Source organism: Lentzea sp. DG1S-22, assembly GCF_036321065.1.
Classification (GTDB): Bacteria; Actinomycetota; Actinomycetes; order Mycobacteriales; family Pseudonocardiaceae; genus Lentzea; species Lentzea jiangxiensis.
In genome coordinates this window covers 185,151-209,735 of sequence record NZ_CP143276.1, presented here as the reverse complement: position 1 = coordinate 209,735, position 24,585 = coordinate 185,151, and the positions used below count along the sequence as shown (strand labels likewise).

Here is a 24,585-nt window from a genome sequence, read left to right as displayed (position 1 = left end):
GCGTGCGCTCATGACCGAGACACCGGACGTGAAGCCACGCAGCCGCGACGTGACCGACGGCCTGGAGCGCACCGCCGCGCGCGGAATGCTCCGGGCCGTCGGCATGGGGGACGAGGACTGGGAGAAGCCGCAGGTCGGCGTCGCCTCGTCCTGGAACGAGATCACACCGTGCAACCTGTCGCTCGACCGCCTCGCGAAGGCGTCGAAGGACGGGGTGCACGCGGCGGGCGGGTACCCGCTCGAGTTCGGCACGATCTCGGTGTCGGACGGCATCTCCATGGGCCACGAGGGCATGCACTTCTCGCTGGTGTCGCGCGAGGTGATCGCCGACAGCGTCGAGACGGTGATGCAGGCCGAGCGACTGGACGGCTCGGTGCTGCTCGCAGGCTGCGACAAGTCGTTGCCCGGCATGCTGATGGCGGCGGCGCGGCTCGACCTCGCGAGCGTGTTCCTCTACGCCGGGTCGATCCTGCCGGGCCGCGTCACCCTCTCCGACGGCACGGAGAAGGAGGTCACGATCATCGACGCGTTCGAGGCCGTCGGCGCGTGCTCCCGCGGTTTGATGAGCCGCGAGGACGTCGACCGGATCGAACGCGCGATCTGCCCCGGTGAGGGCGCCTGCGGAGGCATGTACACGGCGAACACCATGGCGAGCGCGGCCGAGGCCCTCGGCATGTCGCTGCCCGGCAGCGCCGCTCCCCCGGCCACCGACCGCCGCCGCGACGGGTTCGCGCGCCGGTCCGGTCAGGCCGTGGTGGAGATGCTCCGCAAGGGGATCACCGCGCGGCAGATCATGACCCGCGAGGCGTTCGAGAACGCCATCGCCGTCGTGATGGCGTTCGGCGGCTCCACCAACGCCGTGCTGCACCTGCTCGCCATCGCGCACGAGGCCGGCGTCGAGCTGAGCCTGGACGACTTCAGCCGCATCGGCGCGAACGTGCCGCACCTGGCGGACGTGAAGCCGTTCGGGCGGCACGTGATGACCGACGTCGACCGCATCGGCGGCGTGCCCGTGGTGATGAAGGCGCTGCTGGACGCCGGCCTGCTGCACGGCGACTGCCTCACCGTCACCGGCCGCACGGTCGCCGAGAACCTCGCCGACATCGCCCCGCCCGACCCGGACGGCCTGGTGCTGCGGGCGCTCGACAAGCCCATCCACCGCACCGGCGGCATCACGATCCTCAAGGGTTCGCTCGCGCCGGAGGGCGCCGTCGTGAAGTCCGCGGGCTTCGACTCGGACGTCTTCACCGGCACCGCCCGCGTGTTCGACCGCGAGCGCGCCGCGATGGACGCGCTGGAGGACGGCACGATCACGGCGGGCGACGTCGTGGTGATCCGCTACGAGGGCCCGAAGGGCGGGCCGGGGATGCGCGAGATGCTCGCCATCACCGCGGCGATCAAGGGCGCCGGTCTCGGCAAGGACGTCCTGCTGCTCACCGACGGCCGGTTCTCCGGTGGCACCACGGGACTCTGCGTCGGCCACGTCGCCCCGGAGGCGGTCGACGGCGGGCCCATCGCGTTCGTGCAGGACGGTGACCGCATCACGCTGAACGTCGCCGAGGGCACGCTCGACGTCGAGGCCGACCTGGACAGCCGCCGCGACGGCTGGGCTCCGCTGCCCCCGCGCTACGAACGCGGCGTGCTCGCCAAGTACGCGAAGCTCGTCGGCTCGGCCTCACGCGGGGCGGTCTGCGACTGACCCTCCGCGCAGCCTGGCCGCCGAACGCACGAGCGCGGCGACCGCCGGCGAGTGGCCGTGCGGCGGCCAGGCGAGGAGCGTGGTGACCTCCGGCGCGTCGGTGACGGGCACCGCGACGTGCTCCGGCCACTGCCAGGCGCGGCTGGAGGCGGGGATGACGAGCAGGGTCCTGCCGAGCGCCACGAGCTGGGCGAGCTGCGACTGGGTGCGCACCTCGGGTCCCGGTCCGTCCGGGTAGGTGCCGTCGAGCCGCGGCCAGCGCGCGATCGGCAGGTCCGGCACGGCGCTGACCTCCGCGAGCGTCACGCTCTCGCGGACCGCGAGCGGGTGGGTGGCGGGGACGATCGCGACCTGGCTCTCGACGTGCACGTCCACGGTGTCGAACCCCGCGAGGTCGTCGTACGGGTGGTGCATGACCGCCACGTCCGCCTGCCCGTCGCGCAGCCGCCGCGCCTGCTCCCCCACCTCGCACAGCAGCACCTCGACCTGCGGCCCTCCGGGATCGGCCGCCACCGCGTCCAGCAGCGCCCGCAGCAGCTCGTGGGACGCTCCGGCCTTCGTCACGAGGACGAGCGGCCGGTCCGGGTCCGCGGCCCGCCGCGTCCGGCGCACGGCGGCGGAGACGGCGTCGAGGGCCGTCCGCGCCTCGCGCAGCAGCACGTGGCCCGCCTCGGTGAGCGCGGCGCCGCGGCGGTCCCGGTCGAGCAGCCGGACGCCGAGCCGCCGTTCCAGCCGCACGATCGCCCGCGAGAGAGGTGGCTGCGCGATCCCGAGGCGTTCGGCGGCGCGTCCGAAGTGGAGCTCCTCCGCGACGGCGACGAAGTACCGGAGCTCGCGGGTCTCGAGGTCGTCCACGCTTCCGAGCCTAATACCCGGCGGGTATCAGACCTTACTGAATCGATCTTGGACAGCGGTGCGCGGCCCCGACGAGCATGGATCCCGTGAACGACAAGAAGACCGCGCTGGTCACCGGCGCGAACAAGGGAATCGGTTTCGCCATCGCCCAGGGCCTCGCAGCGGCCGGTTTCACGGTCGCCGTGGGCGCCCGTGACGACGTGAGGCGCAAGGAGGCCGTCGACCGCCTGCGGGCAGCCGGAGCGGACGCGTTCGGGGTCGCGCTCGACGTCACCTCCGACGAGAGCGCCGCGGCCGCGGCGGCGACCGTCGAGCAGACGACCGGGCGGCTCGACGTGCTGGTCAACAACGCGGGCATCGCCGGGCGGGTGGACGCCGGGGCGCAGGACCCGACGACGCTCGACCTCGACGTCATCCGCACGGTCCTCGACACGAACGTCTTCGGCGTCGTGCGGGTGACCAACGCGGTGCTCCCCCTGCTCCGCCGGGCCACGTCGCCCCGCATCGTGAACGTGTCGAGCAACATGGGCTCGCTGACGCTGCAGACCGGTCCGGTCATGGCCGCGTACGCGCCGTCGAAGTCGATGCTGAACAGCATCACGGCCCAGTACGCGCGCGTACTGGCCGACACGAACGTCATCATCAACGCCTGCTGTCCCGGTTACGTCGCCACGGACTTCACCGGCTTCCTCCCCGACCGCACGCCCGAGCAGGGCGCGGCGATCGCGGTCCGGCTCGCCACTCTCCCCGACGACGGGCCGCGCGGCGGCTTCTTCGACGACGAGGGCGTCGTCCCCTGGTGAGACCGTGTCCCCCGGTCGGTTGAACCGCCACGCTCGTGCGGTCACCCGGTCGGACGGCACCCGCGGCCGGCACGTTCGAGCTGGGTACTTCGCGTTCGCAAGCCGGAAGCCAACTCGGAGGGACGACGCGATGATCGATCAGACGCACGTTGAGGCTCTGTACGACTGCGACGTGATCGACAACAGGGGCGAGAAGATCGGTTCGGTCAAGCGGGTGTGGCTCGAGGACGGCACCGGCAAGCCCATGTGGGCCGAGGTCCAGACCGGACTGTTCGGCATGGGGGAGAGCTTCGTGCCGATCCAGCAGGGCACCGTCGCGGGCGGCGCGATCACCGTCCCCGTCAGCAAGCAGCAGGTGAAGGACGCCCCCAGCCTGGACACCTCGGAGGACCACATGTCCGACGAGGAGCAGGAGGCGCTCTACCGGCACTACGGGATGATCCCGCAGGCCAAGACCGGCGAGCACGACCGGCTCGACGACCGCCGGGCCACCGGCCGGCGCGACGGGCGGCACGCCGCCGGGGACAGGGCCGGTGACGCGGCCGAGGTCACGCTGGCGGAGGAGAGGCTCGACGTCGGCACCCGCAGGGTCGAGTCGGGCCGGGTGCGGCTGGTCAAGCACACGGTCACCGAGCAGCGCAACGTGACGGTGCCGGTGACGCACGAGGAGGTCCGGGTCGTCCGCGAGCCGGCGCAGGGCGGCGCGGGCAGGGCGTTCGCCGACGAGCAGGCCGAGGTGGCGCTGCACCGCGAAGAGCCGGTGGTGCAGAAGCGCACCGAGGCCACCGAACGGGTCCGGCTGGAGAAGAACGCCGTCACCGAGCAGAAGGACGTCAAGGGCGAGGTCCGCAAGGAGCGCGTCGAGGTCGAGCGCGACGACGAGTCGCGCGGCCGCCGCTGATCGAAGCACCCCAGCGAACCGCCCACCACTTCCGCCGGTGGGCGGTTCGCTAGTACAGGCTGTCGAGGACGTCCCGGTAGCGCTTCTCGATCTCCCGGCGACGAGGCTTCAGCGAGGCGGTCAGCAACCCCTCCTCGACGCTGAAGTCGTTGTCCAGCACCGCGAACCGCTTGATCGTCTCGTGCCGCGCGAGCTGGGCGTTGACGGTCTCGATCGCGCCGCCGACCTCTTCCTCGGCGTTCGCGAGGCCCTTCGCGGTGTCCGGGTCGAGCGTCACGAGCGCCACGCAGTACTTGCGCCGGTCGCCGTGCACGATGACGTTGCTGATGTACGGCGAGGCCGCGTTGATCATGCTCTCGATCCGGGCCGGCGCCACGTACTTGCCGCTGGAGGTCTTGATGAGCTCCTTCTTGCGGTCGGTGATCGTCAACCGGCCCGCGTCGTCGAGCTCGCCGATGTCCCCGGTGTGCAGCCAGCCGTCGACCAGCGTCTCGGCGGTCGCGTCCGGCCGGTTGTGGTAGCCGCGCATGACGCCGGGGCCCCGCAGCAGGACCTCGCCGTCCTCGGCGATCTTGACCTCCATGCCGGGGATCGGCGGCCCGACCGTGCCGATCGCGATCATGCCCGGCCGGTTGAAGAACGTGGCCGCGGACGACTCGGTGAGCCCGTAGCCCTCCAGGATCGTGATGCCGGCGCGGGCGAAGAACTCCGCGATCTCGGGCGCGAGCGGTGCCGAGCCCGACACGAAGTAGCGGATCCGCCCGCCGACCCGGTCGCGCAGCTTGCGGTACACCAGCCGGTCCGCGAGCCGGCGCGTCACCGGGCCGTGCTCGCGGTCGGCCCACCGGAAGATCTTCTCGGTGAGCCCGCCCTTCTCCCGCGCGCCCGCGACGATCCGGCCGTGGATCTTCTCGAAGATGCGCGGCGCGGCGGCCACGATGGACGGCCGCAGCTCCCCGAGGTTGTCGACGATCCGCTCCACGCTGCCGTCGACCGCCGTCGGCACGCCCGCGGCGATCATCGCCATCGTCAGCACCTTGCCGAACGCGTGCGACAGCGGCAGCCACAGGAAGTGCAGGTCGGATTCCTCGAGGATCCCCAGGGACGCGATGGCTTCCGCGGTCGTCAGCCAGTTCTCGTGCGTGAGCTCGACGCCCTTGGGCGTGCCGGTCGTGCCGGAGGTGTAGATCAACGTCGCCAGGTCGTCCTTCGACAGCCCGTCGACCAACGCGTCGTAGTCGCCCTCACCGCGCGGGATCGCGCCGAACCGCAGCACCTCGACGCCGCCGGGCATCGACGCGGCGTGGTCGTCGGTCTCCACGACGACGATCCGGCTGCCGGAGTCGCCGACGACGTGCGCGACCTCCGCCGCGGTGCTGTTCGGGTAGATCGTGGTGGTGGCGCCCCCCGCGGCCAGCACGGCGAGGTCGGTGACGATCCACTCGACGCTGGTCCCGCCCATGAGCGCGACGCGGTCACCCCTGCGCAGTCCCCGGCCCACCAGGCCGAACGCCTCCGCGGCGACGCGGTGCTGCAGCTCGGCCCAGCTCAGCGAGACCCAGCCACCGCCGTCGCGGTACCGCATCGCCTCGGCGTCGGGCGTGCGCGCGACACGCTCGCGCAGCAGGCCGGGAATCGACAGCGCCATTGCCCTCCACCTTCGTCTAGAGCGTCGCTCCAGAGCGGTACTCTAACCCCCGTGGCCGACCGACGACAGTCTCTCCTCGACTCAGCGCTGAAGCTCGTCGAGGAAGGCGGCCTGGAGGCCGTGACGATCGCCGCGCTGACCGAGCGCTCCGGCATGTCGAACGGCAGCATCTACCACCACTTCGGCAGCCGCGCGGGCGTCTTCGCGCAGCTCTACGCCGACAGCTACGCGCGCTGCGTGGCCTCGATGCTGCCCGCCCTGGACGCGCCGGACACCGAGGCGGCCGTGCGCGGGCTGGCGCTGAGCTACCTCGACTGGGTCATCGCGAACCCGAGCCGCGCCCGCTTCCTCTACGCCGCTCCCGACCACGCCGACCCGGCGGCGAAGACGGCGGAGTTCGCGCCGGTCCTGGCGTGGTTCGCGGACCGCACGGCGTCCGGCGAGCTGCGCGCCGTGCCCCCGTGGGCGCTGGAACCGGTGGCGATGGGCCCGGCCCACGAGTCGGTGCGCCGCTTCCTGCTGGGCGTGTTCGACCTGGCCGAAGCCCGCGAGATCATCGCCGACGCCGTCTGGGCCGTCCTGAAACCCCTAGCCTCGCAGTAGAACAGGTGTTCGATTATGCTGCGGTCCATGCGCCAGGGATCACTGTTCGACCTGGAGGCGGAGCCGGCCGTGGCCCCGCTCGCCCCGCGCCGCACCGAACTGGGCCACGGCGCGTGGATCGACGTCCAGCCGGGCTGGCTCTCGGGCGCCGACGCGCTGTTCGACCGGCTGGTCACCGAGGTGCCGTGGCGCGCCGAGCGCCGCCAGATGTACGACACCGTGGTCGACGTGCCGCGCCTGCTCTGCTTCTACAGCGGCACACTGCCGTTCGACGTCCTCACCACGGCCCGCGACGCGCTGAGCGCCCACTACCGGCCCGAGCTGCACGAGCCGTTCACCACCGCCGGCCTCTGCTACTACCGCGACGGCCGGGACAGCGTGGCGTGGCACGGCGACACGATCGGGCGCGGGCAGACCGAGGACACGATGGTCGCCATCCTGAGCGTCGGCACGCCACGGGCTCTGCTGCTGCGGCCGCGCGGGGGTGGCGAGACGCACAGGTACGCGCTGGGCCACGGCGACCTCCTGGTGATGGGCGGGTCGTGCCAGCGCACCTGGGAGCACGCCGTGCCGAAGACGTCGAAGGTCGTGGGGCCGCGGATCAGCGTCCAGTTCCGCCCGCACGGAGTCCGCTAGCCACGAGCTCCTCCGACACCTCCCAGACGCGCCTGGCCTCGTCGGCGGACCGCAGGCGGCTGTAGAGCTCCTGCTCGGCGGGCGGCCCGCCGAGGTGCCCGAACCCGCTGGGCCCGTAGAACGTCCCGGCCACGGGCGAGGTGGCGGCGAGCAGAGCCGGCAGCGGGGCGGTCTCGACGGTGCCGACGACGATCCCCCGCGAGGACAGCGCCCGGATCAGCCGCACTCCCGGCGTGTCCGCGGACCGCCCGATCTCGGGGCGGGCGGCCAGCAGGCTCGTGGGAGCCACCCCGGGGTGGCAGAGGTTGCTGGTGATCCCCCACCCGCCGGCGGCGCTGCGCCGCGCGAGCTCCAGTCCGAACAGGCCGAAGGCGATCTTCGACTGGCTGTAGGCCTTGCCGCCGCTGTACGACCGCTCCCAGTTCAGGTCGTCCCAGTTGATCGAGTTCTGGTTGGCGGCGATGCTGACCTGCGAGGTCACCCGAGCCCGTCCGGCCTTCAGCAACGGCAGCAGGTGCTGCACCAGGGCGAAGTGCCCCAGGTGGTTCGTCCCCCACTGCAGCTCGAACCCGTCGGCGGTCGTCTGCCGTTCGGGCGGGGTCATCACGCCGGCGTTGTTCACGAGGACGTGGATCGGCGCCCCCTCCCGCAGCAGGACGGAGCCCAGCTCGGCGACCGACCGCAACGACGAGAGGTCCAGGGCGCGCAACGAGACCCGGGCACCGGGCGTGCGCCGGCGGATCTCCGCCACGGCCGCCGCGCCCTTGCGCTCGTCGCGGACGGGCATGACGACCTCGGCACCGGCGGCCGCCAGCCGTGCGGCGATCCCGAGGCCGACGCCGTCGCTGGCGCCGGTGACGACCGCCCGCCTCCCGGTCAGGTCCGGGACCTCGACGTCGAAGTTCTTGCCGGCCATGAGCGCACTCCCTTGTTCGTCGACCGTGGTGTTCCTCCACGGTGGCCGACCACCCGGAAGCTCATCCAGGACCTGACGATCCGTGGCTACGGCGGCCCGGTGGCGTTAGAAAGGACCGGGGAGAGGAGCCGCACATGGCGATCGACCGGGCCGGGCTGGCCACGTTCCTGCGGCACCGCAGGGAGGCGCTGCAGCCGGAGGACATCGGCCTGCCGCGCGGGCCGAGGCGCCGGACCAGCGGGTTGCGGCGCGAAGAGGTCGCGGCGCGGTGCACCATGTCGGCGGACTACTACGCGCGGCTGGAGCAGGAACGCGGCCCGCACCCGTCCGAGCAGATGATCGCGGCGATCGCGCAGGGCCTGCACCTGTCCCTCGACGAGCGCGACCACCTGTTCCGCCTCGCGGGCCACACCCCGCCGGGCCGCGGCGGCATCGGCGACCACGTGAGCCCCGGCCTCGCCCGGATCTTCGACCGCCTGCACGACACCCCGGCCGAGGTCGTCACCGAACTGGGTGAAACCCTGCGGCAGACCCCGCTCGGCGTCGCGCTCACCGGGGACTCGACCGCCTACACCGGCCCGGAGCGCAGCCTCGGCTTCCGGTGGTTCAGCAACCCGCCCTCGCGGGCGCTGTACGAGCCCGCCGACCACGAGTTCCTGGGCCGCATGTTCGCCTCGGGGCTGCGCGAGGCCGTGGCGCGACGCGGCCCCCGTTCCCGCGCCGCGCACCACGCCGACCTCCTGCTGGCTTCCAGCGAGGAGTTCCGGACCGCCTGGGACCGGCAGGAGGTCGGCCTGCGCCCGCGCGAGGTCAAGCGGTACGTCCACCCGAGCGTCGGCGCGCTCGAACTGCACTGCCAGACGTTGCTCGACCCCGACCAGCACCACTTCCTGCTCGTCTACACCGCGACACCGGGCAGCGAGAGCTACGAGAAGCTCCGGCTGCTGTCGGTCGTCGGCACTCAGATGACGTCGACGAACACCGGGTTGGCGTAGAACCAGAGGTCCTCCCACGGGTCGGAGTTCGCGATCTCGTCGACCACCGGGTCACCGGACGAGGTGAGCCGCTTGCCGTCGCTTCCGCGCAGCCGCAGGTAGAACGAGCGCTCGACGCCGGAGAAGGTGTGGGTGAACCGGATCCTGCCCTTGCGCGGCGCCTCGAACGTCTTCACGACCGACGTCTCCGGCGCCGTGAACACGTCCCGGTCGCCGCAGGGGCCGGTGACCGGGCCGGAGATCAGGTCGACCTTGGCGAGCACGGGGACGGAGCCCGACCAGTTCGGCGAGGTCGTGCGGTCGATCTCGATCGTCACCTCGACGTCACCGCCGCGGCGCACGAACGTCCGCCCGCCCAGCGTCACACCGCGCAGGTCGTCGCGGGAGCGCACGCGCAACCGCAGGCCGTCGACCAGGCGGCCGTGCACCGTCAGCACCTTGCCGGCCTGCAAGCCCCTCATGACGTCCACATAGGACCGCGAGCGGGCGCCGACCACGTTCGCGCCGTACTGGCCGGGGAAGAAGTCGCCGTACCCGGTCTGCCGGACGCCCGAGTCGATCGGCGCGCCCTTCGAGCCGGTCGTGGCGTAGTCCTGCCTGCCCGGCGTGAACGTGTCGGCGAAGACCTGGTGCACGTCGGAGTTCGCGGTGATCCACCACGGGCGGCCCTCGGCGAGCATCGAGTCCCACAGGCCGCCGACCTTCGCGGTCATCCAGTCGAAGCCGCCGTGGGTGCGGTAGGACTCGGCCGGGTAGCCGGGGAACGACTCGGGCAGCGGGGCGGCCGTGTCGTAGTAGCCGCGCGCACGACCGGGGCCGCCCGCGGACTTCGGGATGCCGGCGGCCTGGTGGCCGGGAGCGCCCTCCATGCCGACCGCGACACCGGGGGCCGCGTCGCGCCAGCCGCGGATCTCGTGCGGGCTGTCGACGCCGCGCCGCGACGGGTGGTTCGCGAACATCAGCGCGATCTCGGTCCGTCCCGAGAGGACCTGCGCCTCCAGGTACCGCAGGGCCGCCAGGGCGAGCGGCTCGGAGCCACCCGCGATGCGGCCGTCGTAGGACAGCTCGAACGCCTTGAGGATGTCGGCGGTGTGCTTGCCGGGCGGCAGGAAGACGGTGGCGTGCTCGGCGCCGGGGATGTTCCACTCGAGGCCCTGGTAGACCAGCACGGCGCGCTGGTTGCGGCGGGCGCGTTCGACGTCCGGCGTCACCTGGTCGATCGAGAACTTCTGGTGCGCGGGACCGCCGTGGTCGGTGATCACGACCCAGTCGAGGCCGAACTGGCGCGCCTTCGCGACCTGCTGCTCGATCGTGTACTGGCCGTCGTCGGAGTAGTGCGTGTGGACGTGGTGGTCGCCCGCGTACCAGCGCTCGCCGCCGCCCCACGGGTTGACGGGAACGTGCGCCGCGGCCGTACCGGTGCCGGCGGCCAGGGCACCGACGGCACCGGCCGCGATCCCCATGCCGGCCAGGAACTTCCGGCGCTCGACCGACGACGGCCGGTCGTCCTCGGGGTCGAGCCAGCTGCCCTCGACCGGCTCGGCCTCGTGGTGGTGGTGCGTGTGATCACCGTGCGGATGACCGTGTGAGTGGGACATGCGCCGATCTCAGCCGGTCGAGCTGTCCAGGCAAACGAACGGCGGATGAACCCTTGGACCGGGAAGTTCGTTCACACCCGGCCGTTCACACGGCCTGGACGGCCAGCAGCGCCAGGTCGTCGTGGTCGTCGCGGTCGAGCCACTTCAGCACGGCCTCCTCGCAGTGCCGCGCGATCTCCTCCGCCGGCAGGCCCTGGCACTCCTGCAGCACGGCCCGCAGCCGCTTCTCGCCGAACAGCTCGGTGCGGTCGGTGTGCGCGCGGGCCTCGGTGAAGCCGTCCGAGTACAGCACCAGCGTGTCGCCCGGTGCGAGCGTGACCTGTTCGCCGGAGAACCGGACGTCGGCCAGGATGCCGACGATCGCCCCGGTCGCGCTCACCTCGTGCACGCTGCCGTCCGCCCGCAGCACCAGCGGCGCCGGGTGACCGCCGGACGCGAGCGACAGCCTCACTCCCCCGGTGGCCAGCGGCACGAGCTCGCCGACCACGAGCGTGGTGAAGAGCTTCGACCCGGTCGCGCGCAACGACGTGTTCAGCAGGTGCAGCAGCCGCACCGGGTTCGTCTCGACCAGCGACAGCGCCTGCAGCGACTGCCGGACGCGTCCACTGTGGACCGCCGCCTCCAGTCCGTGGCCGCACACGTCGCCGAGCGCGAACGTCGCCGAGCCGTCCGTGCGCGGGTGCACGTCGTAGAAGTCGCCGCCGACCAGCGCCCGCTGGTGGGCCGGGATGAACACCGACGCGAGCGAGACGCCCCGCACCTCGGGCAGCGGCGACGGCAGCAGCGCCGACCGCAGGATCTCGATCGTCCGCTGCTGCTCGGTCAGCTTCGACGACGACTCCAGCGCCACGGCGGCGTGCTTGCCGAACAGCTTGATGCGTTCGACGTCGTTCGGCGCGAAGTCGCCCTGCCGCACGACGACCAGCGCGCCGCCGACCCCGAGCGGCACGGCCAGCGCGCAGCCGTAGTCCTCCGGCACGCCCCAGCTACCTTCACCCAAAGAGGTGATCCTGGTCAGGGTGGACGTGCCGGTCAGCACCTCGGAGATCTGCGACGCCCGGCGCGGCGTGCGCGTGACCGTCGGTTCGCCGCCGCCGCAACGCCACCACTCCAGGCGATCACGTGTGGCGGGAACCACAGCGACGCAGTGCTCGCCCAGCAGCTCCGCGGCCAGCTGCACGATCGTCTTGAGCGTGGCTTCCCGCGACGTGCCGCCGGCGAGCCGGAGGTGGGCGTGGTCCAGTGTGGAGTCGGAGAAGTACCAGGCGCTCCAGCCGTCGCCGAGGTCGTGCTGACGACCGGCGACGTGCACGTCGAAGTGGCCGCCGAGCCCCAGGCGGGGGAACCGGTCGGCCGCCGCGGCGTTGCGCGCGCGCACCACCCCGGCCGGGTCCACGACGAGGACGGCTTCGCGCAGCCCGTCCACCAGGCGTTGCCAGCCGTCCAGGTCGATGCCCACGGCGCTGCTCATCCGCTGTTGTCCAGTGCAGCCGGCCGAATCATCACGGCCTCCTGCGGGTAGTTGGCGTGCATCGCGGCATCAAGTTACCTCGCTCCCAACCTAACGTGGCAGGCTTGTCCGTGACCACCGAGGCACGGAGGCTTGGAGTGACCACGGCCAACGAAGAGACGGACGCGACCCTCGAACGGGTTCTCTCCGCCATGAGAGACCTGCGTGACGGCAACTTCCGCCGCAGGCTCGTGGTGCCGGGGAACGGACCCGTCTCCGCGCTCGCCGACGTGTTCAACGAGATCGCCGAGCGCAACCAGTGGCTCGCGGGCGAGCTCGGCCGCGTCCGGCAGGCGGTCGGCCAGGAGGGCAGGCTGACCGAACGGGTGGCGCCCGTGGGCACCGCCGGTGGCTGGTCGCTCATGGCCGACTCGGTGAACGGCCTGGTCGAGGACCTGGTGCGGCCGACGAGCGAGCTGAGCCGCGTGCTCGCCGCCGTCGCCGAGGGCGACCTGACCAAGCGCATGTCGGACCAGACGCTGCGCGGTGAGTTCGCGACGCTCGGCTCGACGGTGAACGGCCTGGTCGACCAGCTGTCGTCGTTCGCGGACGAGGTCACCCGCGTCGCCCGCGAGGTCGGCACCGAGGGCCGCCTGGGCGGTCAGGCGAAGGTCCCCGGTGTCGCCGGCACGTGGCGCGACCTCACCGACAACGTCAACTCGATGGCGAACAACCTGACCAACCAGGTCCGCAACATCGCCCACGTCGCCACCGCGGTGGCGAACGGCGACCTGACGCAGAAGATCACCGTCGACGTCTCCGGCGAGATGCTGGAGCTGAAGAACACGCTGAACACGATGGTCGACCAGCTGTCGTCGTTCGCGGACGAGGTCACCCGCGTCGCCCGCGAGGTCGGCACGGACGGCAAGCTCGGCGGTCAGGCGAAGGTCCCCGGTGTCGCCGGCACGTGGCGCGACCTCACCGACAACGTGAACTTCATGGCGGAGAACCTGACGACCCAGGTCCGCAACATCGCCCAGGTCACGACGGCCGTCGCGCAGGGCGACCTGACCCAGAAGATCACCGTCGACGCCCGCGGCGAGATCCTCGAGCTCAAGTCGACGATCAACACGATGGTCGACCAGCTCTCGAGCTTCGCCGACGAGGTCACCCGCGTCGCCCGCGAGGTCGGCTCGGACGGCCGCCTCGGCGGTCAGGCGCAGGTGCCCGGCGTCGCGGGCACGTGGCGCGACCTCACCGAGTCGGTGAACGTCATGGCGAACAACCTGACGACCCAGGTCCGCAACATCGCCTCGGTCACCACCGCCATCGCGCGCGGCGACCTGACCCAGAAGATCACGGCCGACGCCCGCGGCGAGATCCTCGAGCTCAAGACCACGATCAACACGATGGTCGACCAGCTCTCGAGCTTCGCCGACGAGGCCACCCGCGTCGCCCGCGAGGTCGGCACCGAGGGCCGTCTCGGCGGTCAGGCCCAGGTCCCCGGCGTCGCCGGTACCTGGCGCGACCTGACCGACAACGTCAACTTCATGGCGAACAACCTGACCAACCAGGTCCGCAACATCGCCCACGTCGCCACCGCGGTGGCGAACGGCGACCTGTCGCAGAAGATCACCGTCGACGCCCGCGGCGAGATCCTCGAGCTGAAGTCGACCCTGAACACGATGGTGGACCAGCTCTCGTCGTTCGCCGAGGAGGTCACCCGCGTCGCCCGCGAGGTCGGCACCGACGGCCGCCTGGGCGGCCAGGCCCGCGTGCAGGGCGTCGCCGGCACGTGGAAGGACCTGACCGACAACGTCAACCTGATGGCGGACAACCTGACCAACCAGGTCCGCAACATCGCCGCCGTCGCCACCGCCGTCGCGAACGGCGACCTCTCGAAGAAGATCACCGTCGAGGCGAAGGGCGAGGTCGCGGCACTGGCCGAGACCCTGAACGGCATGGTCGACACGCTGCGCGCGTTCGGCGACGAGGTCACGCGCGTCGCCCGCGAGGTCGGCACCGAGGGCATCCTGGGCGGCCAGGCGCGCGTGTCCGGCGTGGCGGGCACGTGGAAGGACCTCACCGACTCGGTGAACTTCATGGCGGACAACCTGACCAACCAGGTCCGCAACATCGCCCAGGTCACGACGGCCGTGGCCCAGGGCGACCTGACGAAGAAGATCGACGTCTCGGCCCGCGGCGAGATCCTGGAGCTCAAGACCACGATCAACACGATGGTCGACCAGCTCTCGTCGTTCGCCGACGAGGTCACCCGCGTCGCCCGCGAGGTCGGCACCGAGGGCAAGCTGGGCGGCCAGGCCGAGGTCGACGGCGTCGCCGGCACGTGGTCGAAGCTGACCGACAACGTGAACCAGCTCGCCTCGAACCTCACGACCCAGGTCCGCGCGATCGCCGCCGTCGCCACCGCCGTGACCGCGGGCGACCTGACCAGGCAGATCACCGTCGACGCGTCCGGCGAGCTCGCGGAGCTCAAGGACAACGTCAACCAGATGATCGCGAACCTCAAGGAGACGACGAGGGCCAACCGCGAGCAGTACTGGCTCAAGACGAACCTGGCCCGCCTCTCGGGCCTCATGCAGGGCCACCGCGACCTCAGGGCACTGGCGTCGCTGATCATGAGCGAGCTGACGCCGCTGGTCAGCGCCCACCACGGCGCGTTCTTCCAGATCGAGGAGGACGACTCCAAGCACACCCTCGAACTGACCGCGACCTACGGCTTCCGCCTGGACTCCGCCCGCGCCACCCGCGTCGCCATGGGCGAGACCCTCGTCGGCCAGGCGGCGCTGGAGAAGAAGACGATCCTGGTCACCCAGGTCCCCGGCGGCTACCTGACGGTCTCCTCGGCCCTCGGCTCCTCGGCCCCGGTCAACCTGGTGATCCTGCCGATCCTGTTCCAGGGCGAGACCCTGGGCGTGATCGAGCTGGCGTCGCTCAACGAGTTCTCCGACGTCCACCTCGACCTCCTGGACCAGCTCAAGGAAGCCATCGGCGTCAACGTGAACACGCTGCTGGCCAACTCCCGCACCGACGCCCTCCTGGTCGAGTCCCAGCGCCTGACCACCGAGCTCAGGGCAGGTTCGGAGGAGCTGGAGGACCGCGCACGCCAGCTCCAGACGGCGTCGAAGTACAAGTCCGAGTTCATGGCCAACATGTCCCACGAGCTCCGCACGCCGCTGAACTCGCTGCTCATCCTGGCCAAGCTGCTCGCGGACAACCTCGACGGCAACCTCAACGCCAAGCAGGTCGAGTTCGCCCGCACGATCCACTCCTCGGGCTCCGACCTCCTGCAGCTCATCAACGACATCCTCGACCTCACCAAGGTCGAGGCGGGCCACATGACCCTGCACGAGGACCCGGTCCGCCTGGACGAGCTGGTCCGCTACGTCGAGACGCTCTGCCTGCCCCTCACCGCGGAGAAGGACCTCGAGTTCTCCGTCCGGGTCGACCCGGACGTCCCGGAGACCCTCCGCACCGACGAGCACCGCCTCCAGCAGATCCTGCGCAACCTGCTCTCGAACGCCGTGAAGTTCACCCACGACGGTGGCATCCGGCTGCACGTGCGCATGGACGACCCGTCCACCGTCGCCTTCGACGTGCACGACACGGGCATCGGCATCCCCGCCGACAAGCTGGCCGTGATCTTCGAAGCCTTCCAGCAAGCCGACGGCACCACGTCCCGCAAGTACGGCGGCACGGGCCTCGGCCTGTCCATCAGCCGCGAGCTGGCCCAGCTCCTGAACGGCGCGCTGCGGGTCCGCTCCGAACCAGGAATCGGCTCGACCTTCACCCTCTGCCTCCCCTTGGGCAAGGTCGTCTCGGAGGCCGTCGTCTCCCCGGAACCCACCCCGATCGTCACCCCGGCCCCGCCCATGGCCACTTCGACCTCGATGCGCTTCCACGGCGAAAAGGTCCTGGTCGTCGACGACGACCTGCGCAACGTCTTCGCCCTGACGAGCGTCCTCGAGCTGCACGGCCTGGAAGCGATCTACGCCGACAACGGCATCACAGGCGTCCGCGCACTCGAACAGTACGACGACGTGGCCATCGTCCTGATGGACATCATGATGCCGGAATTGGACGGCAACGCGACCATTTCCGCGATCCGCGCAATGGAACGCTATGCCGATCTGCCGGTGATCGCGGTGACCGCCAAAGCGATGAAGGGCGACCGCGAGAAGTCACTGGCTTCGGGTGCCACCGACTACGTCACCAAACCGGTGGACACGGAACACCTCATTCGCCTGATCGCCTATTACCTGGGCGTGTCGGGAGACGTCTGACCAGGGTGAGCGGGGCCGCGAAGCCGAAGGCGAGCCCCAGGTCAACCGCGAAGGCGAAACCGCGATCGCTGTTGTCGCGAAACGGCGGTCAAACGAGCATGCGCAATACACGCCTCAAGGCGACCGCAGTCCGAAAGTGATTTCACCCGGAGGTGACCACCCGCCGGAACAGGAACCGAACGAACGCGAACCGCCCCGCACAAACCGGACCACGGCCGATTCAGCGAGCCGAGTCCACAGCCTCCTGGACGGCCTCGTCCACCGAAGCGTGCAAGCTCAGCACCTGAGCGACGTCAGCCAGCTCGAACAACCGCCGAACCGGCCCTTGAGCGGCGGCGATCCGCAGCTGCCCTCCCTGCTCGGCCAACCGCCGGTGCCAGTCCAGCACGAGCGCCAGCCCGGTCGAGTCCATGAACGCGAGGCCGGCCAGGTCGAGCACGGCGTGGGACCCGGTCACATCCGCATCCAGCCGCGCCGACAGCACGGGCACGGTGTCGATGTCCAGCTCACCGGCGACGGCGAGCACACGCCACCCCCGCTGGACCTCGCTGCCGACGTTGAGCTCCATCGTCGCCGTTCCTTCCCGCCACGCCCGACTCGTGCGACCCAAATCGTGCAGTACGACGTCCGAGCACGCGACCACCGGGGGGCTGAAAGATCCGGACGGGCCGCCGGATGTGCGACGATGCGCCCTGTGCTGAACGACCCACTGGCCGAGGTGCGGGCGACCCTGACCGCCGAGGGAGGGTCGTGCGCCCGTGCACGCCGGCTGGTGCGCGAGGTGGCGGCCTCGTGGGGGCTGCCCGACGACCTCGCGGACGACGCGCAGCTCGTCGTCACGGAGCTCGTGTCGAACGGCATCGACCACGGTGAGGCGCCGCTCACACTCACGATCTGCAAGCGGGCCGCCGGGATGCTGATCGAGGTGCACGACCAGTCGCCGAAGCTGCCTCAGCTCAGACCGGTGGACCCGAACAGCGCGCGCGGGCGCGGTATGCAGCTCGTGCAGGCCCTGAGCGTTCGCTGGGGCACGACACCCCGCGGCACGGGAAAAATCGTCTGGTCGCAACTGGAGGGCTGAAAACGGGGCACCTGAGCCCGCATGACCGCCCTGCCGCCTGATCCCGACCCGCAGCGCACCCCGGTCTCGAACCGGGTGGCGGCGTGCAACCGGGTGACGCGCCACCGGACTCCGGGCGGACGACGTCCGACTGTCCCGTCGGGAGCGAACGCCGACCGGGAGGAGCACCGCCGCCGTCGCGATCGGTCTCATCCCGCTGCCGGCCGCGCCCGTGGCGGCGATGCTGCTCACGAAGTGTTGCTGCTGGTCCAGACCGCGTCCGTCCGCGCCGGGCTCGCCGCGAAACGGCGTGTCCGTCCCACGCCTCCACCTCCGCCCTGCGAAAGCATGGAGGCGTGCCAAGATTTCCTCGTCCACCACGGGATTTCCCGTTCGTGCGGCTCGCACCCGGCGAAACCGCCTCGGGTTGTGATCGCCGCACGAAGGCGCGTACGGTCGCTTCGGACGGGAGTCTTCTCATGAACGAACTTCGACACCGAACCACCTATGTCCAGTCCATTCCGATCATCGCCCTGGCGGGTGAGATCGACATGATGTCCTCGGCACCGGTGACCAGCAGGCTCACCGCGTTGCTCGACCGCAAGCCGCCCGCGCTGGTCGTCGACCTCAGGGAAGTCCGCTTCTTCGGCTCCGAGGGAATCCGCGCGCTGGTCGAGGCACAGGCCCAGGCCGACGAGCTCGGCATCAAGTTCGGCGTCGTCAGCGACAGCAAGGTCGTGTTGCGGCCGCTGCAGATGACGGCCGTGGACAAGATCCTGCTCCTCTTCGCCGACGTCGACGACGCCGTGACGGCGTTCAGCGCGGCCTGAGCCGCTTTCAGGCGGCGGACGAACGCCCGCCGCGAGCCCGCTCCACCAGGTCCAGGAGCAGACCTTCCTTGGTGGACCAGGGCGAGATGTCCACGACGTCGTGACCCGAGACCTTCATCAACGCCTCCGCGACCACCGCGCCCGCCAGCGACTGCCGGGCCCGGTGACGGGAAATCCCCGGCAGCGCCGCACGTTCGCGCACCGACAGCTTCGCGAGACGCGGGATCCACTTCTCCAGGTCCTTGAGCCGCAGCTGACGCGGTGCGTAGACGTCGCTCCGCGCTCCGGCGAGCCGCGCCAGCTGCTCGAACACCTTCGAGCACCCGACCGCGCGAGCGTTCTCGTCCCACGGGAACGCGGTCGAGAGGCGGTCCCGCACCTCGGACCTCATCTCCTCCACGGTCAGGCCGGTGCGCGTCAAAGTCCTTGCTCCCAAAGGCAAGGAGACCGCGCGCTCCGGTTCGGCCCCGGACCCGGTGGCGAGCTCCACGGTGCCGCCGCCGACGTCCAGCACGATCATCGGGCCCGCGCTCCAGCCGAACCAGTGGCGGGCGGCGGTGTAGGACAGGCGAGCTTCTTCCTTGCCGGACAACACCTTCAGCTCGACGCCGGTGCGGCGCGCGACCTTGCGCATCACCTCGTCGGCGTTCGAGCTGTCCCGCACCGACGACGTGGCGAACGGCAGGAAGCGGACCTCACCCGCCTTCTTGCGGGCCGCGAGCACCGCGGCGCACAGCGAGTCGACGCCGGCCCTGGTGATGGCACCGCTCTCATCGAGCTCCCGGTCGAGCCGCAGCCGCACCTTGTGGGACACCAGCGGACGCATCAGGTCTCGTTCCACGACGACCAGGTGCGCGCTGAAGCACCCGACGTCCAGGACTCCGACCGGCATCCGCCACCTCCTCTTCACCAGGACTTCTTTACCGCATCGGCGGCCATTCTCCGGAACTTCGCCCCCGAACAGCGAATGTTGACCCGATGAGATGCGTTACAGTCACCCGATGTCACTGGCGGAGGTACCTTCCCGGCTCGAACGCGCCCTCGGCGAGGCGGATCGAGGGCTGATCGTCGTAGCGGTGGACGGCCTCTCCTCCGACGTGGCCAAGCAGTCGTGGTTGTCCGCCTCCGTCTCCACGCTCTCCTCCACCGTGCCCTCCACGTCCGCGACGGCCCTGCTGACCGCTCTCACCGGCGTTCCCGCCGACGTCCACCGGGTGCCGGGAACGGTGTACCGCAACGGATCCGGGCTCGTGCACGCCATCAACGGCACACCCGCCGTCCCGCACCTGCCGACCGTGCTCGAGCGGCACGGCGCGACCGTTCTGGCCCGCGAGCTCGACCTGATGGAAGGGACGTGGGCGCAGGCCCTCCTACGAGGGTGCACACGGGTACCCGCGCCCCCTCGGCACAAACTCACCGCGCAGGCCGAGGACCCGCCCCTGCTCGTCGCGAACGTCGTGGCCGACCTCGACAAGGCGCTGCCGGACGCCAGGTTCCTCTGGACGTACGTCAACATCGACGACCACGTGCACCGCAACGGTTACGACGAATCGGTGCACGAGGCGATGCTGCGCCTGGACGCGCACGCTTCCCGTTGGGCGGCACAGGGTTGGACCGTCGTGGCGCACTCCGACCACGGCATGGTGGCCGTCGACCCCGACCCGGAGCTGGTCGAGGCCTGGGACGCGATCGTGCGCGAGGAGTGCGTGATCCCCTCCGGCGGTGCGGGCCGCCTGCGGTGGCTCTACCCGAGGCAGGACCGGCTGGAGGCCGTTTTCGACCGCGTGGCAACGACTCTGGGTGACGCGGCGACGGTGCACCACGCCACGGACCTCGGTCTGCCGCAGCCGGAGGCGGGCCCGGTCGTCGCGGTGGCGGCGTCCCCGCGGTTCCCCGTCGCGGACCCCTCGGCTAAGTACGGGCACGGTGGCCTGAGCCGCGACGAGATCGATGTGCCGTTCGCCGTCTGGAACGCCGGGCAGTAAGCGCGTGCGGACCGAAAATCCGCACTCCGCGGTGATAGCCGGTGCTGCCGACCGGGACCACGGCTTGACGCCGCACCCTCTCGACGCCGTCCCGATCCGCGCATTTGTTCATCACCGTGAACAATGACTTTTACAACGTCGGAATCGTGCGAGTTCATGTACGAGAACCGGGCTTTACGCTGTTCAGCGGCCTGACACCAGCTCTTCGACCCAATTTTCGAAGCACCTTTACAGACCTTGATCCCCTCTGGCAGGGTGTCGCCGGGCGCAAGACGAAGAAAGGGACTGGACGGTCTCGTGAATCTGTCTCGACGCACCCTTCTGGCATCAGCGGCGGCCACTCCCCTGCTCACCGGAGCAGGGGTCGCCCTCGGCGCGGGGGAAGCCGCCGCCGCACCCGCCCGGCTCCGCGAAGCCCTCGACCACGGCCTGGCCAGGCTGACGACCGTGGCGCCGGGCATCACGTCGTTCCCGGAGATCACCCGGTTCGAGAAGTGGACCTACGTCGCCGACGGCGGCTGGGTCGGCGGCTTCTGGCCGGGCACCCTGTGGCTCGCGCACCTCTGCAGCGGCGACGCGCGGTTCCGGGCGCTGGCCGAGGCCGCGAACGACCGGCTGGCACCGCGCCGGCTCGACCCCCGCGACCACGACCTCGGCTTCCTCTTCTACCCGTCCTGGGTCACCGCGTACCGCCTCACCGGCGACACGAAGTGGCGTGACGGCGCGATCGACGCCGCCGCCACGCTGACCCAGCGCTGGAACGCCACCGGGAAGTTCATCCGCGCCTGGGGCCGCCTCGGCACGCCGGGCAACGCGGGCCGCGTCATCGTCGACACGATGATGAACCTGGACCTGCTCGCGTTCGCGACCGAGCAGACCGGTGACCGCAGGTTCCTCAACATCGCGATCGCCCACGCCAGGACCACCCGGACCCACTTCCTGCGCGCCGACGGCTCGACCCCGCACGTGTTCGACTTCGACCCGGACACCGGCGCACCGATCGGCCCGGGCACCGTCCAGGGCTACAGCCCGGCCTCCTGCTGGTCACGTGGCCAGGCGTGGGGCATCTACGGCTTCACGACCATGTACCGCCGCACGGGCCTGCACGAGTTCCGCGACACCGCCCGCAGGATGGCCGACTACGCCCTGTCCGTCCTCACCCCGGACCACGTGCCGGTGTGGGACTACCGCTCCCCGTTGGGCGCCAACGACGTCAAGGACTCCTCGGCGGGCGCGATCATGGCGTGCGGCCTGCTCGACCTAGCCAAGGCCACCGGCACCGACCGCTACCGCGACCGGGCGCTGAAGATCCTCGACGGCCTGGTGACCACCTGCCTCACCACCCGGTCGGCGCGCGCGGAGGCGGTCATGGCGCGCGGCACCCGCAACCGGCCGGCCGAGGACGGCGTGGAGGTCTCGCTGCCGTACGGCGACTACTACCTGTTCGAGGCGATCCTGCGGGTGCTCGAGCCCGCGCGGATCTCGAAGGCCATCGGCCTGTAGGCCGTGTCCGGCCGGGCGGCTGTGCGGGCCCCGGGTCCGAGCAGCCGCCCGGTCGCGGAGCGGGTCCACAACGCACCGTCGGACGCCCCGCTCCCGAAGTCCCCTACTGCTCAACCACCTTCGCCCTGGGCCCGTCGTTCCACGTAGCCTCCAACCGCGACAACCTCCCCGAAGCAGTCCGGAAGTTCACCACCAGAGGTCCTCCTGGCTGCTCGACCGCCACCGACCACCCGTCCGCGGGCGTGGCGGACAGCGCCTCCACCCCGGACGGCCGGTACCGCACCACGACGTCCCCGCCCCGCAGGTGGAACGCGTGCACGTAGGAACCGTCCGCCTGCCACTCCCCCTCGGGGAGTTGAGCCGGGGTGGGGCGCGCATCCGTAGTACGGGGAGGAACCGGAACGGACGAGCTGACTGCAGGAGGCCTGGTGGACGTGGGCGTGACGGGCGGTACACCGGCGGAGGGGCCCGGTTCGGGCACCGGGACCGCCAGCGAGGTGATGGTCGGCATCGGGAGCACCGCCGAGCCCGGCGTGGGGTCGACGACGGCGACCGGCGCGGGTTCCATCACCGATCGGATGCCGAACCAGGACAGGCCGACGGCGACCGCGGTCACCACTGCCCAGGCGACCAGGTATCCGACGGACCGTCTCACTGCGGCAATCCTCCTGTAGCGGCTCATGGCATCAGTACTGCTGGTCGAAGACGACCCGGTGGTGCGGGCGGCGGTCGTGCGCGCTCTCACCGGCCAGGGGCACATCGTGCACGGTGTGGCGCTCGCGATCGAGGCCTTGCGCGAAGTCACCGCCCACGACTACGACGTCGTGGTGCTCGACCTGGGGCTCCCCGACCTCGACGGCGGGGACGCGCTGCGGATGATCCGGGGCGTCACGAACACGCCGGTGGTCATCGCGACCGCGCGCGACGACGAGGGCGAGATCGTCCGGCTGCTCAACGCCGGCGCGGACGACTACCTCGTCAAACCGTTCTCCAGCGAGCACCTGGGGGCACGGCTGCAGGCCGTGCTGCGCAGGGCCCGCGACAGCAAGCAGCTCGTGATCGGCGGGCTCGAGATCGACGTCACCCTGCGCAGGGCCGCCGTGGACGGCACCGAGCTCTCCCTGACGCACAAGGAGTTCGAGCTGCTGTCGTTCCTCGCGGCACGGCAGGGCGAGGTGGTGCCGCGCGCCGAGATCCTCGCGAGCCTGTGGCCGTCCCACCGCGACGACCAGACGCTCGACGTGCACCTGTCGTGGTTGCGCCGCAAGCTCGGTGAACGGGCCGCGCAGCCGCGCTACCTGCACACGGTGCGCGGGGTCGGCGTGCGTCTGGTCGCGCCGCGGTGAGGCGGTCACTCGTGCTGGTCGCTCTCGCGGCGACCAGCATGGTGGCGCTGGCCTTCCTGATCCCGCTCGCGATCGTGGTCAAGAGCTCCGCGTACAACCGCGCGCTCAACGAGGCCGAGAAGCAGGCGAACGCGCTGACGCCCGCCCTGCTGATCACCCGCAAGCCGCAGGAGATCCGCCAGGCGATCAGGAGCACCCGCTACGGCGGGCAGCAACGGCTCGCCGTGCACCTCAGCGCTCCCGCGGGCACCTACGGCACCTCCCACATCACGGCGGAGGACCTGGAGGAGGCGCAGAAGCTCGCGACGGCGTCGACGGTCGAACGGCCCGACGGCGTCGCCTACCTGCAACCGCTGGCGACCAGCTCGAACGGCCTCGCGATCGTCGAGGCGTTCGTGCCGCACGAGCAGCTCACCCGCGGCGTCGTCGGGACGTGGTGGGTGCTGGCGGGCGTCGCCGTCGGGCTGGTCGCCGGGTCGGTGCTGGTCGCCGACAGGCTGGGGGCCCGCGCCGTGAAGGCGACGCGGGCACTGGCGGAAGGCGCGCGGAGAATGGGACAGGGGGACCTCTCCGCGCGCGTTCCGGTCAAGGGGCCGCCCGAGGTCGCCGAGGCGGGGAAGGCCTTCAACGCCATGGCGGAGCGCGTCCGGCTGCTGCTCGCCGCCGAACGCGAGGTGGTCGCCGATCTCTCGCACCGGCTGCGAACGCCTCTCACAGCCCTTCTCCTGGACGCGGACACCCTCGGGCAGGGGCCGGGGGCGGACCGCGTCCGGGAGGCCGTCCAGGGCCTCGAGAGGGAGGTGGACGAGATCATCAAAGCCGCCCGCTCCGGCTTGCAGGCCGACGACGGCGGCACGGACGCGTCGGCCGTCGTCCGCGACCGGCTGGTGTTCTGGTCCGCGCTCGCCGACGACCAGGAACGGCCGTGGACCGTGCGCGGCGCCGACCGGCCCGCTCCCGTGCCGCTGGGCCGCAACGACCTCGCGGCCGCGCTGGACGCGTTGCTGGGCAACGTCTTCCGCTACACGCCGGAGGGCACGCGGTTCGCCGTGGCGCTGGTGCACCAGGCCGACCTGGTGGCGCTGGTGGTCGAGGACGCCGGGCCGGGCATCGCGGACTCCGAACGGGCGGTCCGCCGCGGCGCCAGCGGTGGCGGTTCCACCGGTCTGGGGCTCGACATCGCCCGCCGGGCCGCGGAACGCACGGGAGGGTCTCTCCACGTCGACCGCGGTCCGCTGGGCGGTGCACGCGTGCAATTGAGGCTCCGGAGGATCTAGGGCCCGAGGCGGGGCGGGAAGAACACCGCCGGCGGCGTCCGGACCGTGGGACGGGTCCGGAGCCGCCGGCGGGCACCGGCCGGCCGCGCGGCACCGCTGCCGCACCACCGGGTTCCGAGCAGGAGGGAGGAACCCGATGAGCGGTGCGCGCTTGCCTTTCCCACACCGGTGGAACG

The 24,585-nt window shown here is 71.3% G+C and carries 21 protein-coding genes and 1 pseudogene; 14 read left to right on the top strand and 8 right to left on the bottom strand.

What is annotated here, in order from left to right; all coding sequences use genetic code 11:
* The first annotated feature begins 10 nt into the window (after positions 1–10).
* Positions 11–1,699, top strand: coding sequence for a dihydroxy-acid dehydratase (ilvD, locus tag V1227_RS01020; RefSeq protein WP_236224938.1), 1,689 nt, complete (start codon positions 11–13; stop codon positions 1,697–1,699).
* Here ilvD and V1227_RS01015 read toward each other — a convergent pair.
* Complete coding sequence (locus tag V1227_RS01015) at positions 1,676–2,554, bottom strand: LysR family transcriptional regulator (RefSeq protein ID WP_329790499.1); 879 nt, start codon at positions 2,552–2,554, stop codon at positions 1,676–1,678. The genes ilvD and V1227_RS01015 overlap by 24 nt on opposite strands.
* A 77-nt stretch (positions 2,555–2,631) precedes the next feature.
* Between V1227_RS01015 and V1227_RS01010 the strand changes: the two genes are divergently transcribed.
* On the top strand, positions 2,632–3,357 hold the full coding sequence (locus V1227_RS01010) for an SDR family oxidoreductase (protein ID WP_329790498.1): 726 nt from the start codon (positions 2,632–2,634) through the stop codon (positions 3,355–3,357).
* 130 nt (positions 3,358–3,487) lie between these two features.
* Positions 3,488–4,258, top strand: coding sequence for a PRC and DUF2382 domain-containing protein (locus V1227_RS01005; RefSeq protein ID WP_329790497.1), 771 nt, complete (start codon positions 3,488–3,490; stop codon positions 4,256–4,258).
* Between the two features lie 49 nt (positions 4,259–4,307).
* On the opposite strand, the gene V1227_RS01000 is transcribed toward V1227_RS01005, so the two are convergent.
* The gene (locus tag V1227_RS01000) at positions 4,308–5,906 is read right to left on the bottom strand and encodes an AMP-dependent synthetase/ligase (RefSeq protein WP_329790496.1); all 1,599 of its coding nucleotides are present in this window, start codon (positions 5,904–5,906) and stop codon (positions 4,308–4,310) included.
* A gap of 51 nt (positions 5,907–5,957) precedes the next feature.
* Here V1227_RS01000 and V1227_RS00995 point away from each other — a divergent pair, with 51 nt between their 5' ends.
* Positions 5,958–6,509, top strand: a complete 552-nt coding sequence (locus V1227_RS00995) for a TetR/AcrR family transcriptional regulator (RefSeq protein WP_329790495.1) — start codon at positions 5,958–5,960, stop codon at positions 6,507–6,509.
* Positions 6,510–6,536: 27 nt separating this feature from the next.
* A complete protein-coding gene (locus V1227_RS00990; protein ID WP_329790494.1) occupies positions 6,537–7,145 on the top strand; it encodes an alpha-ketoglutarate-dependent dioxygenase AlkB in 609 nt (202 codons plus the stop codon).
* Here V1227_RS00990 and V1227_RS00985 read toward each other — a convergent pair.
* On the bottom strand, positions 7,111–8,061 hold the full coding sequence (locus tag V1227_RS00985; protein ID WP_329790493.1) for an SDR family oxidoreductase: 951 nt from the start codon (positions 8,059–8,061) through the stop codon (positions 7,111–7,113). The two genes, V1227_RS00990 and V1227_RS00985, sit on opposite strands and share 35 nt — an antisense overlap.
* Before the next feature lie 134 nt (positions 8,062–8,195).
* On the opposite strand from V1227_RS00985, the gene V1227_RS00980 reads away from it, so the two are divergent.
* Positions 8,196–9,056, top strand: coding sequence for a helix-turn-helix transcriptional regulator (locus V1227_RS00980; RefSeq protein ID WP_329790492.1), 861 nt, complete (start codon positions 8,196–8,198; stop codon positions 9,054–9,056).
* Here V1227_RS00980 and V1227_RS00975 read toward each other — a convergent pair.
* Together V1227_RS00975 and V1227_RS00970 are read right to left on the bottom strand one after the other, a co-directional pair.
* Positions 9,023–10,654, bottom strand: coding sequence for a PHP domain-containing protein (locus tag V1227_RS00975; RefSeq protein ID WP_329790491.1), 1,632 nt, complete (start codon positions 10,652–10,654; stop codon positions 9,023–9,025). The genes V1227_RS00980 and V1227_RS00975 overlap by 34 nt on opposite strands.
* Positions 10,655–10,739: 85 nt before the next feature.
* A complete protein-coding gene (locus V1227_RS00970; protein WP_329790490.1) occupies positions 10,740–12,125 on the bottom strand; it encodes a PP2C family protein-serine/threonine phosphatase in 1,386 nt (461 codons plus the stop codon).
* Positions 12,126–12,262: 137 nt separating this feature from the next.
* On the opposite strand from V1227_RS00970, the gene V1227_RS00965 reads away from it, so the two are divergent.
* Complete coding sequence (locus V1227_RS00965; protein WP_329790489.1) at positions 12,263–16,408, top strand: HAMP domain-containing protein; 4,146 nt, start codon at positions 12,263–12,265, stop codon at positions 16,406–16,408.
* A gap of 220 nt (positions 16,409–16,628) precedes the next feature.
* Here the strand turns inward: V1227_RS00965 and V1227_RS00960 are convergent, their stop codons facing one another.
* The gene (locus V1227_RS00960) at positions 16,629–16,976 is read right to left on the bottom strand and encodes an STAS domain-containing protein (RefSeq protein ID WP_329790488.1); all 348 of its coding nucleotides are present in this window, start codon (positions 16,974–16,976) and stop codon (positions 16,629–16,631) included.
* A 126-nt stretch (positions 16,977–17,102) separates the two neighbouring features.
* Here V1227_RS00960 and V1227_RS00955 point away from each other — a divergent pair, with 126 nt between their 5' ends.
* From V1227_RS00955 to V1227_RS00950, 3 genes and pseudogenes are all read left to right on the top strand, one after another.
* Positions 17,103–17,489, top strand: coding sequence for an ATP-binding protein (locus V1227_RS00955; protein WP_442916436.1), 387 nt, complete (start codon positions 17,103–17,105; stop codon positions 17,487–17,489).
* A 21-nt stretch (positions 17,490–17,510) separates the two neighbouring features.
* A pseudogene (locus V1227_RS40495) lies at positions 17,511–17,614 on the top strand (DUF6480 family protein); the annotation flags it as partial.
* 333 nt (positions 17,615–17,947) lie between these two features.
* Entirely contained in the window at positions 17,948–18,298 is a 351-nt protein-coding gene (locus V1227_RS00950) for an STAS domain-containing protein (protein WP_329790486.1), read from the top strand.
* Positions 18,299–18,305: 7 nt separating this feature from the next.
* Here V1227_RS00950 and V1227_RS00945 read toward each other — a convergent pair whose 3' ends face one another.
* Entirely contained in the window at positions 18,306–19,190 is an 885-nt protein-coding gene (locus V1227_RS00945; RefSeq protein WP_329790485.1) for a Ppx/GppA phosphatase family protein, read from the bottom strand.
* 109 nt (positions 19,191–19,299) lie between these two features.
* Between V1227_RS00945 and V1227_RS00940 the strand changes: the two genes are divergently transcribed.
* Both V1227_RS00940 and V1227_RS00935 read left to right on the top strand, forming a co-directional pair.
* Positions 19,300–20,283 carry an alkaline phosphatase family protein gene (locus tag V1227_RS00940; protein WP_329790484.1) on the top strand — a complete coding sequence of 328 codons (984 nt, stop codon included), beginning with the start codon at positions 19,300–19,302 and terminating at the stop codon, positions 20,281–20,283.
* A gap of 297 nt (positions 20,284–20,580) precedes the next feature.
* The gene (locus tag V1227_RS00935) at positions 20,581–21,786 is read left to right on the top strand and encodes a glycoside hydrolase family 88 protein (RefSeq protein WP_329790483.1); all 1,206 of its coding nucleotides are present in this window, start codon (positions 20,581–20,583) and stop codon (positions 21,784–21,786) included.
* A 103-nt stretch (positions 21,787–21,889) separates the two neighbouring features.
* On the opposite strand, the gene V1227_RS00930 is transcribed toward V1227_RS00935, so the two are convergent.
* On the bottom strand, positions 21,890–22,441 hold the full coding sequence (locus V1227_RS00930) for a hypothetical protein (protein WP_329790482.1): 552 nt from the start codon (positions 22,439–22,441) through the stop codon (positions 21,890–21,892).
* Between the two features lie 25 nt (positions 22,442–22,466).
* On the opposite strand from V1227_RS00930, the gene V1227_RS00925 reads away from it, so the two are divergent.
* Both V1227_RS00925 and V1227_RS00920 read left to right on the top strand, forming a co-directional pair.
* Entirely contained in the window at positions 22,467–23,132 is a 666-nt protein-coding gene (locus V1227_RS00925; RefSeq protein WP_329790481.1) for a response regulator transcription factor, read from the top strand.
* On the top strand, positions 23,129–24,409 hold the full coding sequence (locus tag V1227_RS00920) for a HAMP domain-containing sensor histidine kinase (RefSeq protein ID WP_329790480.1): 1,281 nt from the start codon (positions 23,129–23,131) through the stop codon (positions 24,407–24,409). The genes V1227_RS00925 and V1227_RS00920 overlap by 4 nt, the downstream gene beginning before the upstream one ends.
* Positions 24,410–24,585 lie beyond the last annotated feature (176 nt).

Excerpts from the sequence above, each read along its gene's own strand:
- ilvD (WP_236224938.1), top strand. The coding sequence starts at position 11 with ATGACCGAGACACCGGACGTGAAGCCACGCAGCCGCGACGTGACCGAC.
- V1227_RS01010 (WP_329790498.1), top strand. The coding sequence starts at position 2,632 with ATGGATCCCGTGAACGACAAGAAGACCGCGCTGGTCACCGGCGCGAAC.
- V1227_RS01005 (WP_329790497.1), top strand. The coding sequence starts at position 3,488 with ATGATCGATCAGACGCACGTTGAGGCTCTGTACGACTGCGACGTGATC.
- V1227_RS01000 (WP_329790496.1), bottom strand. The coding sequence starts at position 5,906 with ATGGCGCTGTCGATTCCCGGCCTGCTGCGCGAGCGTGTCGCGCGCACG.
- V1227_RS00990 (WP_329790494.1), top strand. The coding sequence starts at position 6,537 with ATGCGCCAGGGATCACTGTTCGACCTGGAGGCGGAGCCGGCCGTGGCC.
- V1227_RS00985 (WP_329790493.1), bottom strand. The coding sequence starts at position 8,061 with ATGGCCGGCAAGAACTTCGACGTCGAGGTCCCGGACCTGACCGGGAGG.
- V1227_RS00980 (WP_329790492.1), top strand. The coding sequence starts at position 8,196 with ATGGCGATCGACCGGGCCGGGCTGGCCACGTTCCTGCGGCACCGCAGG.
- V1227_RS00975 (WP_329790491.1), bottom strand. The coding sequence starts at position 10,654 with ATGTCCCACTCACACGGTCATCCGCACGGTGATCACACGCACCACCAC.
- V1227_RS00970 (WP_329790490.1), bottom strand. The coding sequence starts at position 12,125 with ATGAGCAGCGCCGTGGGCATCGACCTGGACGGCTGGCAACGCCTGGTG.
- V1227_RS00960 (WP_329790488.1), bottom strand. The coding sequence starts at position 16,976 with ATGGAGCTCAACGTCGGCAGCGAGGTCCAGCGGGGGTGGCGTGTGCTC.
- V1227_RS00950 (WP_329790486.1), top strand. The coding sequence starts at position 17,948 with ATGAACGAACTTCGACACCGAACCACCTATGTCCAGTCCATTCCGATC.
- V1227_RS00945 (WP_329790485.1), bottom strand. The coding sequence starts at position 19,190 with ATGCCGGTCGGAGTCCTGGACGTCGGGTGCTTCAGCGCGCACCTGGTC.
- V1227_RS00940 (WP_329790484.1), top strand. The coding sequence starts at position 19,300 with ATGTCACTGGCGGAGGTACCTTCCCGGCTCGAACGCGCCCTCGGCGAG.
- V1227_RS00925 (WP_329790481.1), top strand. The coding sequence starts at position 22,467 with ATGGCATCAGTACTGCTGGTCGAAGACGACCCGGTGGTGCGGGCGGCG.